This window comes from Solitalea canadensis DSM 3403, assembly GCF_000242635.2.
Classification (GTDB): Bacteria; Bacteroidota; Bacteroidia; order Sphingobacteriales; family Sphingobacteriaceae; genus Solitalea; species Solitalea canadensis.
Genome location: NC_017770.1, coordinates 5154089 through 5171345 on the forward strand (window position 1 = coordinate 5154089; position 17257 = coordinate 5171345).

Consider the following 17257-nt stretch of genomic DNA (forward strand, 5'->3'; position numbering starts at 1 on the left):
TTCGGGTTTAACCGGGACGGACTTTTTACTTAGCGTTCATTTGTGGCTAATTTGGAGTATAAATCTTGTAATTTTCTCCTTTTTTCAATAAGACTGTTTTCTAAGCTTTCAATTTGTTTTTCCAGTACGTTTATAAGTTTATCTCTTACCTCAATCTCTTTTTCAAAAAAATACTTAGCTATGGGGCGCTCCCTTCTTTGAAATTTATCAAAATAGGGGCTATCTGAGGAAATAAAACTATCAATTGGTTCTTCTAAAAGAATTGAAATTTTGATGAGGCGCTCGAAAGAAAGGGTTGTTTCACCACTTTCTAATTTTTGAAAAGCACTCTGTCCCATCTCTAAGCTGTTAGCTATAAACTCCTGCGAGTATCGTTTTTCGTCCCGATATTTTCTAATCAAGTAACCGGTTTCATTCATAGAGGCAATAAATTGGTTGATCTTGCTATTTCGTATTTTTTGATCAAAAAACCAAGAAAGGGATACAATTATTGCTTTTGGGAATAATTTTACCACTTTCTTGTTTGGATAAAATGGTTTTTATAATTCCTTTTGATAAAACACTATTTAACAATATGAGAAAACTAATTTACGTAACTCTTGCAGTGGGATTGGTCATCACAAGCTGCAAAAAAGATGAAATTGCATCTGCTGAAAAAGATGTGACTAAAGAACGATTGGAAACAATAGCCCGAAAGTACAGAATGGTATTAACTCCAGCATCTACTTCAGATACCACTGTAAAACAACTTACGGAGGAGCAGTTAATTCAACTTTTGGAAAAACAAAAGAAAGAAATTGAAAATGATAAAGCAGATACGGCGAAAAACAGACTCATTGAAAATATAAAGAAGGAAATGCTTAAGAGTACTGATATTTGTTTTGTACCGATGACTGAAGCTAGGATTGATAAAAGTAATAAAGGTGTTAAACAAGAGGAAGATTATGTTCCTGGTGGTAAAGAGGTTTCTATTTCTGATGGTTGGGGCGGGAGCTTTATTGTTCACATAGATTATAATACTGATAGATATGGAATATAATAAATAAGAAAGCAGCGGTTTCATATTTTGGCTTTAGTGCCTATACATATTCAATAATAGGAGATCCTATTTTGACAACTAATGGTCAACGTATATATTTTACAATTCGCGTTTCTAAACAAACGGGTGGCAGTATTTATGGGTATAATCTGTATTACAACTCTGCTATAACTTTATCAGGGTATGTTGATATCTATTCATGGGGTGGTTATGGAACTGTTCAGAACGATTATTTTTATAGTGATCCTGGTTATCCGGTTTATGAGATTCCAATTTATGATCCTTTTTACGAACAAGTTAAAGCTAGCCCAGGTTTTAATCCAGCACCTGGGGGCTCCTATCCTACTATTTAATGAAATATTACATGAAATACTCATATATCATCATCATGCTATGCACAATAGTTATTGCATGTACTAATAAATTTGAAAAAGAGGCAAAAGTACAGGATACTATAAACGGTAAGGAATATAATGAACTGATGAATAAATATGGTAATCTTCCAGCTCCGGGTTGGGGGGCAAATCCTTTTCAAAAAATCCCTGATGATTCAGTGATGAAGATACCTTATGGCCTTACAAAACTGCAGTTTATGGAATCGGCAAAAAAAATAAACGAATGGAGGGAATCCGATCCTTATCAACAAAAAATAAAGGCGAGTAGAGATTCATTCATTGTTGCAGTAAAAGCAGGTAAAGCAACTCTTTCGTATGACTCAGCCGGATACGCTGTTTTTATTTGTGGAAACAAAAGATGGATTAAGAAACTTGAACAAGGACAAGAATCAAAAGGTTGGGTAATTGAAGATAAAAAATGACAAAAATAAAAGCAGGGTAGAATTAATCTACCCTGCTTTTATCTATAATAAATTCATTTTCTTATCCCGCCAATATTTAAACATTCCCCAAGACACGGCGCCTTCATAGGTTATCGTTTTTGTCGGAGTGATTCGAACAAAGTATCCGCCTGTCCAGTTGAATGGTGAAATAGCAGGGAAGGATGCTACTCGGTTGCTCGACTCATTTCCTGGGTGATGCGTTACAATTAATGTCATTTTGTTATCAACAGGTTGGTCCTTTAGAATTCTAATAATGTTAGGGAAAATATCTCCTGTGAGGTTATAACTCATGTGATTAATGCTTCCATCAATTAAAATGGTTGGTCCCGCATCTATCAATTGTGCAGTTTTTATTGCACGGCAAAATTCACTACTGATCACTCTGGTAAAGGGATACTGAAGATCTTTAAATATCCTGCCTAATTCAGCAGACCTTTCTTCTCCCTGTGTATTTAGTTGTCTGGCAATTTTGGGGTCACAAGACTTCCACCAGTTTGCTGGTCCTGTAGTCATTGTGAAGTCTTTTCCATTGTCAGCATCTGCATGGCGTAAGATCAACGCATATGTTTCTCCTGCAAAAGGAAGGTTTTGAAGTGTTTTCCATCCTAATAGATAAGATGCATACGGATCGGTGGCTAATCGACCATGAAAGGAAGCATAAGGTTCATCATGCTCAGTATCGGTAGCCCCCAGTGCGTATATTGTGGTCTTATTACCCGGGTCATTGGCCCAGGTTATAGTAATTGGAACCACTTCACCTGAAACAAGTCTTTTCACTAAACCTGCAGAGGTAATTTGAATTTTTGGATCGGTAGATGAAAATGTTGCTGCTTCCCTGGTTGAGATCTGATAATTGTTTTTATTTACAAATAACAGACCGTCGATATACTCTTGGGACGTAATTCGTGAGTCTCCGGAATCTGGCTCCGGATTACTTTTTTTACATCCAACCATAACAAGTAGCACCAACAATAGAGATAGAGCGAAATTCTTCATAAAGAGATAATAGTTATAAAAAATGTATTAATAACAATTAATCATGTTCTTATTAAAATGAGGATTAATTATGGCTTTAGAACCGGCTTGATTAAAGAAGTACTATAAATTTAATCATCTTAAGCGTGTTGTGCAACAAATCTGACCATGAAGTTGACGTTTTTTGATTAAACTTTGCCGACTCTCAGTAATGTTGGAAACTTTACTTCAAAAATGTCAGACCCACACCTATTTATTAATTCATCAATTATTAAACCAACAGGGTTTTCGTTGTTTTTGTCCTTATAGTGCTGAACTGCCGACCAAGTGTTAAGGTAGCCAATTAGTTGATCCACGTTCCATTTATAAGAAACGGAAAGTTTGGGCGCAGGTATTTCGTTAAAAGGGAATGGAATGGTTTGGTAATTATCGTCGATATATTTCCGTTCTTTGTCCCAATATTTCCCTACAATATCGGTATAGAAATAATTAATTAATTCATCCAACTTCGGGTTAATTTCAAGAAGTCCATAACCAATCACAGCGATTATACCATTGGGTTTTAAAGTCCTTCGAACTTCTTTGTAAAATTCATTAAAATCAAACCAATGAATAGCCTGTGCAACGGTTATAAGATCAAATGACTGAGCCGTAAATGAAGTGTGTTCTGCGGGTGCGATTGAATAAAAAATATTAGTTTTCTGAACCGCATTGTTAAGTTGGCTTATACTAATATCGGTAGCATATACTTTTTCAAAATAACCGGCTAGCTCAGCTGCTACTTGTCCGTTTCCCGTGCCGCAATCCCATGCAGTATTTACATCCGGTACCAGAGGTAACAGAAAATCATATAATTCTGGTGGATAAGTTGGCCGGAACTGTGCATATAGATCGGATTGCTTAGAGAAGTTGTCTTTCATACTTAAAGATAACGCTCTTAATTATCTTTAATGTTATCAAATCATTTTATATTAATTGATTGCTTTGGGCAAATTTAAGCAAGGCCGTTACATTGTTTATATCAAGCTTTCTGAAGATATTCCTGCGATGCGTTGTGATGGTAAATTCACTTAAAAAAAGATGATTGGCAATTTGTTTGGTGCTTAATCCTTGGCATATGAGCTGTATAATGCCGACTTCTCTTTTGGTAAGCTGATATTTTTTTAGAAAATCATCGAAAAAGACGGAGCTTTCATTAACTGTTTCGGGTTTATTCCTTTCCTGAAAATACTCCTCACCAGAAAGCACTTTTTCAATAGCTAATGATAATTCTGAAGAACTTGAATTTTTAGAAAGGAACCCATTCCCTCCTAGTTTTTTGATTTCTGAAACAAGTTCGGGCTGATGATAATTAGTTAATACCAACACTTTAGTGCTGGGGAAATCTTTTTTGATGGTTTGCAAGCATTGAATTCCATCATAACCTGGCATATTTAGGTCGAGTAAAACTAGGTGTGGAGCATGAGCTTTAATACCTGAAATTACCTCAAAGCCATTTTTAGCGGTGGCGATTACTTTGATATGTTTATGATCTTTTAAAATAGAACTAATTCCTTCTAACAGAAGCTCGTGATCGTCGGCTAACAGAACTTTATATTGCATAAGCTTTTTTAGGAATGTCAATGGTAATAATAGAACCGCAAGGTTCGTTTTTTTCTAATTCAATATATCCTTCAAAATAATTCACTTTTGACACAATAGCCGAAAGACCGTGAGTGTTTCTGGTTTGAGCAACTTCCGGATCAAAGCCAATTCCATCATCTTCTGCTATTAAAGAAAAACTATCTTCATGTTCAATTAACTGAATTAATGCATTTTTTGCTTGAGAATGCTTACTAATATTATTTAGTAGCTCGTAAACAATACTGTAAATATTAGTATAATAGTTGGTTAGGTTGTTGTCGAACGAATTGAATCCAATAACAACTAACTGAAAATTGATCTTGCCCGAAGCATTAAAAATAGAAACTACCTTTTCAATAGAAGTTTTAAATCCAACTTTCGATAGCATAACAGGACTTAATGCATGGCTAAGATTTCGAACCGTGTCGGAAACTAAACTAACCGCTTCTTCTGTTTTTTCAAGTTTTTCATTAACCTCTACGGAATGAAAATTATTCTTATCCCTAAGTGATGACAAATTTAGTTTTGCAGCAGATAACAGAGAACCAGCAATATCATGCAATTGATTAGCAATTTGATTACGTTCAGTTTCCTGCACGTTCATTATTATGCGTGTATTTTCAGCTTGCTTTCGGTTCATTTCGGTCAATAACTCCTCTTTGTCTATCCTAAATCGGTTAAAGCGGTAAGCCAATCCTGCCATTAGAATAACTAATTCAAGTATGTATCCAACCGCCAGTCCAAAACGCCCGATGAATGTTCCGTTTGCGTTATCATCTCCATAATAAAAAGATATAAACAGCATTAGCATTATCAGTAAAGAGGCGATAGCCACCAGGTAAAACAGGGCCAGCTTATTTCCTTTGATAGATTGACTTATTGATAAGTAAAGAATTAGGGATACATAAATAGCCAGAATAACCGTTAGCGAGTGTAGCATAACCATCCATGAGGTTGTTTGCATGATTTGTAATGGTACACAAATAATTAAAAACGAAAGTACATACGATATGTTTCTCACCCAATGGAGCGTAGTACGCACAAATTTTTGATTTATGCCACCCAAATAGTGTTGAACAAAAGAAATAGAAAAGGCAATTGGTAATAGTGTGAATATGGGGCGTGCTTTACTAGCGAAATTTGGAGCATTTGGCCATAGGAATTCAAAACCATGTCCTGAATTGGCCAATACCCAAATCCATCCGCTACATGCATATAAGGCATAAAGAATATATAAACTGCTCTTTGATAAGATGGAGAGGTAGCAAGCAAATAGAGCAAGCAAGATAATCATGCCTGAAAATAACGCAATCACCGCGGTATCATACTTCTCATTTTCCAACACTTCAATGGTTGTTGCTGTGTTAAAAGAAAGTTGTAATGATTCATTGTGTTTATCAATTCGAATAAGATACAACCCTTCTTTTTTCAGTGGAAAGTTAAAGCCTGTTGTTGCTATTGGACGCTGGTTAAAGTTATAATAATCTCCAGTTACAAATTGTAACTCGGGTTTATTGTCTGATATGTAATAGAAATCGATTTTGTTAATGTGGCTATTTCCTATTTGCATCAATTGCGGTTGATCGGTTGCAGAATAATTAAAAGCCAGCCAATAAACCGATTTAGTAAAACCAATATTAAGCTCATGATCAGTTGTTAAGTTAAACTTTTGAGATTTGTATAAGCTTAACGCTTGTTCAGCTGTTGTTTGTAAAGTGTTGTCCTCATAAAAGGAAAATGAATTGTTGGGAAATTCAGGCTTACTATATGCACCTAATGCACTAATAAGAAAAGACACAAGAAGAAAAAAAGCTCCCTTGTGAGGAGTTAAAAACCGCAACGACATGTAAAAATGATTAAACGACAACAGAGTAGCGGTTTTAGTATATGGGCGAAAAATAATAAATCTGTTGAATAATCAATCAGTTAAACAGAAATTTTAGATTTGGATACATTTTTACTAATTCTTTGCGTTTCTTAACTTGCACACGTTCTATAAACTCAATAACAAAACATGAAAAAGATATTCTCTTTAACGCTCGCATTAATCTCTTTTCTTTGCTTTTCATTTATTCCTGCAAAAAAGGATGAGATTTCTTACAAGGTAGATCCTTCTCAAACTAATATAGTTTGGTTCGGTAAGAAAGTAACAGGCATCCACTCTGGCTCCCTAAAATTGAAAGAAGGTTATGTTACATTTAAAAATGAAAAATTAGCAGGAGGTACTTTTGAATTTGATATGACCTCTATTACTGTTAGTGATTTAAAAGATCCTAACTATAATTCTAAACTGGTTAATCACCTTAAATCGGATGATTTCTTCTCCGTAGAAAAATTCCCAACAGCAAAGTTTGAAATTACTAAAGCTAAGCACTTAGGTAAAAATCAATACGCAGTTACTGGTAAATTAACGATTAAAGGAATTACTAAAGAAGTGATGTTCCCGGCTTTTGTTTCCCTTTCAGATAATGGTGGGGCCGTTGCTATTATTACCAATAAATTTAAAGTAGATAGAACTCAATTTGAAATTAAATATGGCTCAGCAAGCTTTTTTGATAGCTTAGGAGATAAAGCTATTGATAATGACTTTGAGCTGGAAGTAACCCAAATGGTTGCTCGTAGATAGTTTTTCAATCATTCAAAAAAGAAAAGCAGCAGAAAGGCTGCTTTTCTTTTTTGTATACGCACCTTTCGTTTTGTTGAAACAATTTTAGATTTGTGCTGTATTTATATCTAATCTAAAAGCTCCTTATTTTTTTCAATTTTAACATTTTTTAAAAATGTAACAAAAACGATACAATAAATATGTTGCAACATATAATGTTTCAACATATATTTGCATCATCAAAACGAAAAATATATAACCAAATATGAAAAAGTTAACTACAGTTTTAACATTGGTTGCAGCAACCGTGTTCTTTGCATTTAAAGGTCCTGAGACTAAAGCAGGTGAATCATTCAAAGTAGATGCTGCTAAAAGTACTATCGCATGGAATGGTAAAAAAGTTTCAGGTGAGCATAGCGGTGCTATCAAATTTGCTAATGGTACTATTAGCTTTAATGGTAAATCAGTAACAGGAGGTTCATTAGTTGTTGACATGAACTCTATCTCTTGTTCTGATATCACTAATGCAGATTACAACGCTAAATTAGTAGGTCACTTAAAAGCTGATGATTTTTTTGGTACTGAGAAATTTCCAACTGCTAAATTAGATATCACAGGTTCAAAAGCTTTAGGAAATGATAAATATGAAGTTAGTGCTAACCTTACAATCAAAGGTATCACTAAGCCAATCACTTTCCCTGCAACTGTTAAAAAAGTTAAAAATGCAGTAGTTGGTGCAGCTGACGTAACTATCGATCGTACTCAATTTGATATTCGTTATGGTTCAGCAAGTTTCTTCAATGTGGGAGATAAAGCGATCAACGATACATTCACATTAAAAATCTCTTTAGTAGCAGCTAAATAATCCAGCTAAAATAGTAAGATATTAAAAGCGATCCATCGGATCGCTTTTTTTATGCCCGTAGTTTTCTAATTATCTGTAAATCATAAATTTATTTGTAAATTCAGATAGTTAACGATTTATTTTATGAAAAAACTAGTGCTGGCTTTTCTGATGCTATTGGGTTTTCAGCTAAGCGTTGCTCAATCTTTTACCGGTAGTTTTAAAATGCAGATATCGGGAGATAATATGAAGCAGCCTGTCGAAATGATGTGTTATTATAAAGATAAGAAGATGGCTACGGTAATGTCTCCGGAACAAATGAAGGGAGGTAAAGTTCGTACAATCTTTGATTACGATGCACAAGAAACGACGATGTTAATGGATATGAATGGCAATAAGATGGGTTTCAAGTCAAAAATTAAAGATTTGCAGGCTAAAATGGCTGAAGCCGAAAAACCCAAAATAACCGAAACTAATGAAACTAGAACCATTGATGGTCATATTTGTAAAAAGTTGATTTCGGAAACAGAGCACTCAATTATAGATATGTGGATAGCGCAGGATATGGATTTTAATCTTCAATCGGTATTTGCCAATATGAAAGGAGCTAAAGGTGGAGGGATGGGTGATATGGCTCGCTATGCTAAATATATGAAGGGACCGTCTCTTGAAACAACTGTAACTGATAAACAGAAAGGCACAAAGACTACAATAATGATAAAGGATATTCAAAAAGGTAATATCCCGGAAGAAATGTTCAGTACAGAGGGTTATACGATAATGGATAAACCGGCAATGGAATGAGTTCATAGTCCATAGTCGATGGTCCATAGCCCATAGCCATTTAAATAATGGTAAATAATCTATGGTCTATTGTCCATGGACTATGGTCTAAAAACTAAACCACCGAAAACGCACCGTCTACATACTTTACCTTACCTACAGCTTTACTTTTTGCGTGATAAAACAAGCAGGTCCAGTCTTGTTCGGCAGCTAACTTTCCATAATATTCACGTAATTCCATTGCTTTACGGCCATCAAAATCATATTTGGCTATGAATTTACGGATCAATTGTTCCGGTTCCGGCAAAATATCGCCACCAAAGAACACCTTTTCTCCATTTTCTTCAATCAGGAATACTTGATGAAATTCACAATGGCCACCAGTTAGTTCAAAACTGATTTCGTCAGAAATTTTTCCGTTTCCTTCAACCAGGTGCAAATTTGGAGTGCGCCATAAATGTTCTAAAACTGGAGCTTTATAGGAATTGGATTGTTTTACAAGTCCGGTTTCCATTTCTCCACGTTGCACATAATAATCAGCATGCGGAAAACTTAACTTCCAGTTTCCATCTTCTTCGTACATCATTCCACCTGAATGGTCATAATGTAGGTGACTCATCAGAACTTTGGTAACATCGTCGGGCTGAAAGCCAGCTTTACGAATGTTATTGTAAAGTTGCAACTCTCCATTCGCTTCACGAACACCTAATCCGGCATCAATAAGTAATAATTCATGCTGCGTTTGAACCAAAAATGGTTGCACATAAATAAATAAAGAACCTGGACGGCTTTTAGGATCGTCAGTTTCTGCATTAAAGGGAATAAACTTTTTTGTAGAGTCAACCGAAAAAGAGCCTTCGTGAAGAGGAAAAACTTTCATCTAATTTGAGAATATGATAATTTGGAAATTTGAGAATAACCTTTAAAAAATGTGTGAATTGACCATTCTCCAATTCACACATTTTCAAATTCGCAAATTTTACTTAATTACGCCCAATTCATTACCAACTTTGGTAAATGCGGCAATTGCTTTATCTAAATGTTCAATGTCGTGGCCGGCAGAAATCTGAACGCGGATGCGTGCTTTACCTTGTGGAACAACCGGATAATAGAAGCCAATAACATAAATTCCTTCTTCCAGCATTTTCTCAGCAAATTTCTGGGCTAAAGGAGCATCATACAACATTACCGGAACAATAGGGTGAACGCCTGGCTTAATATCAAAACCGGCAGCAGTCATTTTCTCACGGAAATATTTAGTATTGTTCTCAAGCTTGTCGCGTAACTCGGTTGTTTCACTTAACATATCTAATACAGCGATTGAAGCGCCAACAATACTAGGAGCTACTGTATTCGAGAATAAATAAGGGCGTGAACGTTGACGTAACATGTCGATAATCTCTTTACGTCCAGATGTAAAACCTCCTGAAGCACCACCTAAAGCCTTGCCTAATGTGCCGGTAATAATATCAATACGACCCATTACGCCACAGTGCTCGTGAGTGCCACGTCCTGTTTTGCCCAAGAAACCAGATGAATGACATTCGTCCACCATGATCAGCGCTTTATATTTATCCGCTAAGTCAGCAATTTTATCCAACTGAGCAATAGTTCCATCCATTGAAAATGAGCCATCTGTCACAATGATACGGTGACGTTTATCCTGAGATGCTTTTAATTGTTCTTCAAGATCTGCCATGTCATTGTGCTTATAACGGAAACGGGCAGCTTTACACAAACGAACACCGTCAATGATAGAAGCATGGTTTAATTCATCAGAAATGATAGCATCCTGCTCGTTAAACAAAGGTTCAAAAACACCTCCGTTAGCATCAAATGCAGCTGCATATAAAATGGTATCTTCAGTGCCTAAAAAATCCGATATCTTTTTTTCCAGTTCCTTGTGAATATCCTGAGTTCCACAAATGAAACGCACACTACTCATTCCGTAACCATGAGTATCAATTGCTTCTTTAGCGGCTGCAACAACTTTTGGATGTGATGATAATCCTAAATAGTTATTTGCACAAAAGTTAATTACTTCTTTTCCGCCTGCAACTTTAATATCTGCACCTTGAGGAGTGGTGATAATGCGTTCCCTTTTATACAATCCTGCAGATTCAATGTTCTGCAACTCTGCTTCAAGAACTGGCTTAAGTGTTTCGTACATAATTTAAGAGGTTTTTATTGAGGTAACGCAAAAGTAAGAAATACAGTAGGGATAAGAAGTATAAAGATGGATAAAAAGTAAAAGCTAAGAGGATAGATTTTTCCTTCCGCAAGACGAAATTTCTGATAAACACGTTAGTAGTGTTTACTTATAAAGAATCTGATCTATAATTACTAGTAAATCAGTATTTTCACGCCAAAAATTTCAATAGATGCGTTTAAGCTTTTACATCTGTCTGGTTTTAACTTTTATCTCTTTCTCATTAACCGCAGCTACCATTTCAGGTGAAATAACCGATCAGGCAGGTAAACCTGTCCCTTTTGCAAATGTTTATATACAGCAATCGACCATCGGGGTAACAGCCAATGCTGAAGGTATGTATACATTAAAAGTCAACCCGGGAACCTATCAGGTGGTTTTTAAAACTATTGGCTATAAACAGTTAATTAAAACGATTACGGTAACAGATCAAAATATTACTGTTGATATTGAACTGGAGCAAGAGATTTACTCGCTTAAAGAGGTAAATGTGAGCTCAAAGCAGGAAGATCCAGCTTTTGAAGTTGTTAGAAATGCAATAAAAAAACGCAAGCAATACCTGAATGAGGTGAAAGGCTTTTCTTGTAATGTGTACATTAAAGGTGTTCAGCGTTTAATGAATGCTCCTAAAAAGTTTCTGGGGGTAGATGTTGACCAGATCGGAAAAGAAATGGGGTTGGACTCAAACCGAAGAGGAATTATTTACCTCTCCGAGTCTGAATCAAAATATAATTTTCAGCAACCTGATAAAGTACGGGAGCAAATGATCTCTTCTCGTGTTAGCGGAAATAGTAATGGATTTAGCTTTAACCAGGCATCAGACCTAATTGTTAACATGTACGAGAGTCTTGTCGAAGTAGGACCGTTAAGTCCAAGGGGACTGATTTCTCCAATTGCAGATAATGCATTGTTTTACTACCGGTATAAATTGGTTGGAACAACTTACGACGGCAATTTGCTCATTAATAAAATCGAAGTATTACCCCGCAGAAAAAACGATCCTGTATTTAGGGGCTTTATTTATATCATTGAAGATAGCTGGCGACTTTATAGTGTGGATGCTTTATTAACAAAAGATGCTCAGATTCAACTTTTGGATAGTATCAACATCCGACAACAATATTTTCCTGCCAGCAATGAGGCATGGATGCTTGCTTCTCAGAAATTTACTTTTAAGGGAGGAATACTAAGCTTTAAGTTTGGAGGAGATTATATTGCTGTTTATCGTGATTATGAACTAAATCCTGCTTTTGCAAAGGACTTTTTTAATGGTGAGGTTTTAAGTGTGACAAAGGAATCTAATCAGAAAGATTCTCTTTATTGGAAACAAGTTCGCCCGGTTCCGTTAACAAATGAAGAAGTGGTTGATTACAGAAGGAAGGATAGTATTGAAACTTTACGAAAATCGGAGACGTATCTGGATTCAATCGACAGAAAAAGCAACATGCTAAAACCAATGTCTTTGGTTTTAGGAGGATATACTTATAAACAACGCTTTAGAAAACAAACATGGACTATTTCGCCACTCTTGCCCAATAATTTGCAGTTTAACTCTGTAGAAGGAGTAAATCTTACTTTAAGAGGGTCTTTTAGGAAAGAATTGGGCGATCGCCGTAACTATTCGATTGTTCCTGAAGTTCGATATGGTTTTAGTAATCAGCATTTAAACGGGAATGTTTCTTTTTATTACCGATTTGATCCGACAAAAATAGGTTCACTTTCATTAAAAGTGGGAACAGAGGTAGTGGACTTTAATGATCGAGGAGCAATAAGTCCGCTGTTCAATACGGTTAATACACTGATCTATCAGGATAATTTTTTAAAGTTATACGAACGACGATTTGCTACGATGTCATTCTCAAGAGAAGTGGCAAACGGAGTACAGATGAATGCGAGTATTGATTATGCAGATCGCAATCCATTAGTAAATACAAATTACTATTCATTTAGGAGTGACTCAACCGCTACCTATACGGCCAATAATCCTTATTATGGTTTTAACAATAATGCTGCTTTTATAAGAAATCAGGCACTGACATTTTCATTATCGGCAACAATTTCATTTGGCTCAGAGTTTATTACTCGTCCCGATGGGAAATTTTACGTTGGGAGCAAATGGCCTAAGTTAGCCTTGAACTATCGCTCGGGCCTAAATATTCTAAAATCGGATGTGAGTTATGATTTAGTAAGTGGACGGGTGTATGATACAGGAATCCGTTTAGGTTTATTGGGAAACCTTGCATTTAGTGCCGGAGGAGGTAAGTTTGTTTCGAATAAAGCAACCTGGTTTATGGATTACCAGCATTTTAAAGGAAACCGTTTAACCTTTTACGAGGGTAGCAGCAGCAATGTATTCCGTTTTCTGGATTATTACCGATACAGTACGAATGATTACTTCATTGAAGGTCATCTCGAACATAATTTCTCAGGTTTCTTTACTAACAAAATCCCTTTGTTTAGAAAGCTTCGTTTAGAGGAAGTTGTAGGCGCTAACTACCTGAATACAGATGGTCTAAAGAATTATGCTGAAGTTTATTTTGGTTTACAGCGTTTAATGTTGCGTGCCGAACTTGGCTTTTCGTGGATCAACGGAAAATCCTATGAGTCTGCTTTCAGATTATCAACGTCGTTTTAAAATTAATAGTAATTAAGGTGCGATTAGTTAAAATGGATAGATTAATTATCTTTCTCTTTATAACTTTGTGCCCCTGCACTTTTGCATGCTAAATAAATTATGAAGGAACTACAAACAATAGGATTATTAACGGTATCAAATCTATTCATGACGTTTGCGTGGTATGGTCACCTCAAGTTTAAGGACATGGAGTGGAGTAAAAGCCTCGGTTTGATAACGATTGTATTAATAAGTTGGGGAATTGCCTTATTCGAATACCTGTTTCAGGTGCCTGCCAATAAGATTGGGTTTAAAGAAAATGGAGGTCCGTTTAATTTATTACAGCTAAAGGTTATTCAGGAAGCGGTTTCAATTACGGTATTCTTATTGTTTACTACTTTATTATTTAAAACTGAGAAAATAGCCTGGAACCACTTTGTTGCTTTTGTATTAATAATAGTGGCTGTTTTCTTTGCTTTCAAAAAATGGTAGAAGGAAACTGCGTGTTAGGTATTAAATAATTTGTAACCAATAATTCATCAGCAAGTATAAAACCCGTAACGCGTAATCCGCAACAGGTAATTATCTAATATGATTAAGCAGGTAACACATAACATAATACGGTTGCTAAAACAAACCTTTTTGGAGTTTCAGCAAGACAAGATCATGAAATTAAGCGCATCATTGGCTTATTATACTATTTTTTCACTTCCGCCGATGTTGCTTATTATCATCTCTTTATGCGATATTTTTTATGGCAAGGAAGCCGCTGAAGGGGTTGTTTTTGACCAAATTAAAGGTATTGTAGGGGCAAGATCAGCGGAGTTAATAGAATCGACATTAAAAAATGTAAGTCTCACTCATAACGCAACAATTGCCACCATTATTGGAGTTGTGACATTGTTTATTGGAGCGACCGGAGTTTTTAATGAGATTCAGGATTCGATTAATCAAATTTGGGGGTTAAAAGCCAAACCAAGCAAAGCGAAAAAAGGGTTGCTGAAAATCGTTATTAACCGACTGATATCATTTTCAATGATCATTAGTCTCGGTTTTGTCCTTATGGTTTCCTTAATCTTAAATGGGTTAATCGAATCATTTATTCATCGGTTAACTGAATTGTTTCCGGAAGGAGAAGTGTATTTAATCTATTCCGCTAACTTGTTCATCACCTTTCTAATTACTTCCGGCTTATTTGCCATTATTTTTAAGGTGTTACCGGATGCACGTATACGCTGGAAAGATATTGGTATTGGAGCGATTGTTACCGGTGTTTTGTTTATGATTGGCAAATTCCTGATTGGAGTTTACTTAACTAACAGCACAGTTTCCAATGCGTATGGAGCTGCAGGCTCGGCAATATTAACTTTATTGTGGGTGTATTATTCAGCGGTTATCCTCTATTTCGGGGCTGAGTTTACCCAGGTGTATGCGCAGATGTTTGGAGGTGATCTTCATCCTAATGATTATGCTGTTTGGATTGAGAAAAAAGAAGTAGAATTAACAGAAGCGCAAAAAGAAATCGAAATTGCTCATATGAGTAAAACAGAGTAATTATTGATAATACTATTCAAAAAAAACGGGGATCGATTTATTACAATTGATCCCCATTTTTCTTTATATGATTTTAATTATTCTTTTATGTCAATTAGGTGTGGTGCTACATTCTTTTCTTTAATGGCGACAGCTATATAATAAATCAGGAAGCCAAGCGGACCTAAAAAGAATGTGAGTAACAGGCATAACATAACCAATTGAGATGCTACATTATGTTTTAATGAATGCTCTGTAATCAATAAGCCCATTACCAAATCAAACGACAGGTAATGCAACCATCCTGCTAATAACATACTTCTATTGCTGAATAATTCAGCTACTGATTCAAGACTTGCAAATGAATTGAAATTTAGGTTTTTAATATTAAAGGCAATTAATCCTATGTATGCAAGACAAAGTAAGATTACGATAAAATTGAAAACAAGGATAGAGGTTTGTTTCCACCTGGGTACCGCTATTAATAAGATCCACCCGAATAAAGCAAGAACGTTGGCGATCTGAAAAACTGATGATAAACTCATTCGTATTAGTTTAGGTATTTATTATTGATTGGAAGGGTTGGTTTTTTGTCTGAACATTGGTTTATACCCTCCTGAAGACGTCGAAACTGCATTGTTTTGTTCCGGAACAACTGGGTCTTCAGTTTTGGTTGGCTCCATTCTAGGTTTTGTTTCTTCTTTAAGCGGAAATTCTAAGCGTAGTTTATTGAACCAAAATTTCTTAGTATGATCATAGCTTTTTTCACTCATCTGTTCGTAATGACTTTTTAGTTCATTATACAGTTCAATTCTGGCAGCTTTTAAAGCATCAAGGTCAATTTTCTTCTTATTAAAAAACTCTTCAAATGTCATGAGCAACTCAATTTAGGTGCAAAATAACAAAATCTTGCTTCAAAGCGGTAACGGCCATCAGCAGCAGTCAGAAAAAAGGGGCCGGTTTCTCTCGAAAACCGGCCCCATATTAGGGGTCATTGATTAGCTATTTAACGATGCGGATAACGAAAAATTATCGATGTTCACTATAACGCATTAATTTATTTTACTAACTGCGAATGTGCTTTCAGATTTTTAAACATGTCAGCAGTCATTTCTGCAAGGTCAAATTCGTGATTCCAACCCCAATCATTACGAGCGTGGCTGTCGTCAATGCTTTTAGGCCAAGAATCAGCGATAGCCTGACGAGGATCGTTTTCACTGTAAGTGATTTTAAAGTCAGGGATATGTTTTTTAATTTCTTCAGCCAATGTTTTAGGAGTAAAACTTGTTGCCCCAATATTGTAGCTAGAACGAATTTTAACTTTATCAGACTCTGCTTCCATTAAAGAAATTGTCGCTCTTATTGCATCATCCATGTACATCATTGGCAATTCAGTGTTTTCTGAAAGAAAACATTCGTACGAGCCATGTTTTAATGCCTCATGGAAAATATGAACGGCATAATCAGTAGTACCTCCGCCTGGCTGAGATTTCCAGCTGATTAAACCCGGGTAACGTAAGCTGCGTACATCCAAACCATATTTCTGATGGTAGTACTCACACCAACGCTCTCCAGCTAATTTACTGATTCCATAAACCGTATTAGGGTCCATTGCGCAGTATTGAGGCGTGTTGTTTTTTGGAGAATTAGGGCCGAAAACAGCGATTGAGCTTGGCCAGTATACTTTCTCAATTTTGTACTCTAAAGCATAGTCCAAAATATTGATCAGACCATCCATGTTCAATTCCCAGGCACGTTTCGGGCGTTGTTCGCCGGTAGCGGAAAGCAAGGCTGCAAGTAAATAGATCTGAGTAGGTTTATACTTAGTCAGAATATTCTGCAGGTTATCCTTATCCAGTACATCTGATATTTCAAAAGGTCCTGCGTTTTTAAAATCATAACCAGGTTCCTTAATGTCGGAAGCCACTACATTCGAAGCTCCGTGTATGTTGCGCAAATTTGTAACTAACTCTGTGCCTATCTGGCCGTTAGATCCGATAACTACAATGGTTTCCTTCTTCATAATACTGTTTGGAATTACAAAAGTAACCTTTCAGCCTATTCGTGTGAAGTAAATGAAAATCATTTTGTAAGTAGCGTTTTGGGCGAAATTATTTACTTCAAAATCTGATAAATAGCATGTTTTATATTGCGAAAAAAGCTCTGACAAAGTGAATGATAATTCAGAATTGCT

19 protein-coding genes are annotated in these 17257 nt (G+C 35.8%); 9 read left to right on the forward strand and 10 right to left on the reverse strand.

Going from position 1 to position 17257, the window contains the following annotated elements:
• Positions 1-29: 29 nt before the first annotated feature.
• Positions 30-515, reverse strand: a complete 486-nt coding sequence (locus tag SOLCA_RS21785; protein ID WP_042480379.1) for a helix-turn-helix domain-containing protein — start codon at positions 513-515, stop codon at positions 30-32.
• A 59-nt stretch (positions 516-574) separates the two neighbouring features.
• On the opposite strand from SOLCA_RS21785, the gene SOLCA_RS21790 reads away from it, so the two are divergent.
• From SOLCA_RS21790 to SOLCA_RS21800, 3 genes are all read left to right on the forward strand, one after another.
• On the forward strand, positions 575-1039 hold the full coding sequence (locus SOLCA_RS21790) for a hypothetical protein (protein ID WP_014682660.1): 465 nt from the start codon (positions 575-577) through the stop codon (positions 1037-1039).
• A gap of 71 nt (positions 1040-1110) precedes the next feature.
• On the forward strand, positions 1111-1392 hold the full coding sequence (locus SOLCA_RS21795; RefSeq protein WP_014682661.1) for a hypothetical protein: 282 nt from the start codon (positions 1111-1113) through the stop codon (positions 1390-1392).
• A gap of 11 nt (positions 1393-1403) precedes the next feature.
• On the forward strand, positions 1404-1856 hold the full coding sequence (locus tag SOLCA_RS21800) for a hypothetical protein (RefSeq protein ID WP_014682662.1): 453 nt from the start codon (positions 1404-1406) through the stop codon (positions 1854-1856).
• 42 nt (positions 1857-1898) lie between these two features.
• Here SOLCA_RS21800 and SOLCA_RS21805 read toward each other — a convergent pair whose 3' ends face one another.
• From SOLCA_RS21805 to SOLCA_RS21820, 4 genes are all read right to left on the reverse strand, one after another.
• A complete protein-coding gene (locus tag SOLCA_RS21805) occupies positions 1899-2873 on the reverse strand; it encodes a histidine phosphatase family protein (RefSeq protein ID WP_014682663.1) in 975 nt (324 codons plus the stop codon).
• Between the two features lie 167 nt (positions 2874-3040).
• A complete protein-coding gene (locus tag SOLCA_RS21810) occupies positions 3041-3772 on the reverse strand; it encodes a class I SAM-dependent methyltransferase (RefSeq protein ID WP_014682664.1) in 732 nt (243 codons plus the stop codon).
• A 46-nt stretch (positions 3773-3818) separates the two neighbouring features.
• Positions 3819-4454: a response regulator gene (locus SOLCA_RS21815; protein WP_014682665.1), complete on the reverse strand. Its 636-nt coding sequence runs from the start codon at positions 4452-4454 to the stop codon at positions 3819-3821.
• Positions 4444-6273, reverse strand: coding sequence for a sensor histidine kinase (locus tag SOLCA_RS21820; protein ID WP_169313296.1), 1830 nt, complete (start codon positions 6271-6273; stop codon positions 4444-4446). Before SOLCA_RS21820 ends, SOLCA_RS21815 begins: the two co-directional genes overlap by 11 nt.
• A 216-nt stretch (positions 6274-6489) precedes the next feature.
• Between SOLCA_RS21820 and SOLCA_RS21825 the strand changes: the two genes are divergently transcribed.
• The 3 genes from SOLCA_RS21825 to SOLCA_RS21835 all read left to right on the forward strand — a co-directional run bounded on the left by SOLCA_RS21825 (position 6490) and on the right by SOLCA_RS21835 (position 8728).
• Positions 6490-7101: a YceI family protein gene (locus SOLCA_RS21825; protein WP_014682667.1), complete on the forward strand. Its 612-nt coding sequence runs from the start codon at positions 6490-6492 to the stop codon at positions 7099-7101.
• Positions 7102-7345: 244 nt separating this feature from the next.
• Positions 7346-7945, forward strand: coding sequence for a YceI family protein (locus tag SOLCA_RS21830; protein ID WP_014682668.1), 600 nt, complete (start codon positions 7346-7348; stop codon positions 7943-7945).
• A gap of 123 nt (positions 7946-8068) precedes the next feature.
• On the forward strand, positions 8069-8728 hold the full coding sequence (locus SOLCA_RS21835; protein WP_014682669.1) for a DUF4412 domain-containing protein: 660 nt from the start codon (positions 8069-8071) through the stop codon (positions 8726-8728).
• A 94-nt stretch (positions 8729-8822) separates the two neighbouring features.
• On the opposite strand, the gene SOLCA_RS21840 is transcribed toward SOLCA_RS21835, so the two are convergent.
• Together SOLCA_RS21840 and kbl are read right to left on the reverse strand one after the other, a co-directional pair.
• Positions 8823-9587, reverse strand: coding sequence for an MBL fold metallo-hydrolase (locus SOLCA_RS21840; protein WP_014682670.1), 765 nt, complete (start codon positions 9585-9587; stop codon positions 8823-8825).
• Positions 9588-9686: 99 nt separating this feature from the next.
• Positions 9687-10877 carry a glycine C-acetyltransferase gene (gene kbl, locus SOLCA_RS21845; protein WP_014682671.1) on the reverse strand — a complete coding sequence of 397 codons (1191 nt, stop codon included), beginning with the start codon at positions 10875-10877 and terminating at the stop codon, positions 9687-9689.
• A gap of 211 nt (positions 10878-11088) precedes the next feature.
• Here kbl and SOLCA_RS21850 point away from each other — a divergent pair, with 211 nt between their 5' ends.
• The 3 genes from SOLCA_RS21850 (at position 11089) to SOLCA_RS21860 (ending at position 15084) form a co-directional block, all read left to right on the forward strand.
• Entirely contained in the window at positions 11089-13551 is a 2463-nt protein-coding gene (locus SOLCA_RS21850) for a DUF5686 and carboxypeptidase regulatory-like domain-containing protein (protein ID WP_014682672.1), read from the forward strand.
• A gap of 99 nt (positions 13552-13650) precedes the next feature.
• Positions 13651-14022 carry a DMT family protein gene (locus SOLCA_RS21855; protein WP_014682673.1) on the forward strand — a complete coding sequence of 124 codons (372 nt, stop codon included), beginning with the start codon at positions 13651-13653 and terminating at the stop codon, positions 14020-14022.
• A 99-nt stretch (positions 14023-14121) separates the two neighbouring features.
• Entirely contained in the window at positions 14122-15084 is a 963-nt protein-coding gene (locus SOLCA_RS21860) for a YihY/virulence factor BrkB family protein (RefSeq protein ID WP_014682674.1), read from the forward strand.
• 77 nt (positions 15085-15161) lie between these two features.
• Here SOLCA_RS21860 and SOLCA_RS21865 read toward each other — a convergent pair whose 3' ends face one another.
• The 3 genes from SOLCA_RS21865 to SOLCA_RS21875 all read right to left on the reverse strand — a co-directional run bounded on the left by SOLCA_RS21865 (position 15162) and on the right by SOLCA_RS21875 (position 17086).
• Entirely contained in the window at positions 15162-15608 is a 447-nt protein-coding gene (locus tag SOLCA_RS21865) for an ABA4-like family protein (RefSeq protein WP_014682675.1), read from the reverse strand.
• A 21-nt stretch (positions 15609-15629) separates the two neighbouring features.
• Positions 15630-15938, reverse strand: coding sequence for a hypothetical protein (locus SOLCA_RS21870; RefSeq protein ID WP_014682676.1), 309 nt, complete (start codon positions 15936-15938; stop codon positions 15630-15632).
• A gap of 182 nt (positions 15939-16120) precedes the next feature.
• A complete protein-coding gene (locus tag SOLCA_RS21875) occupies positions 16121-17086 on the reverse strand; it encodes an NAD-dependent epimerase/dehydratase family protein (RefSeq protein WP_014682677.1) in 966 nt (321 codons plus the stop codon).
• Positions 17087-17257: the final 171 nt, after the last annotated feature.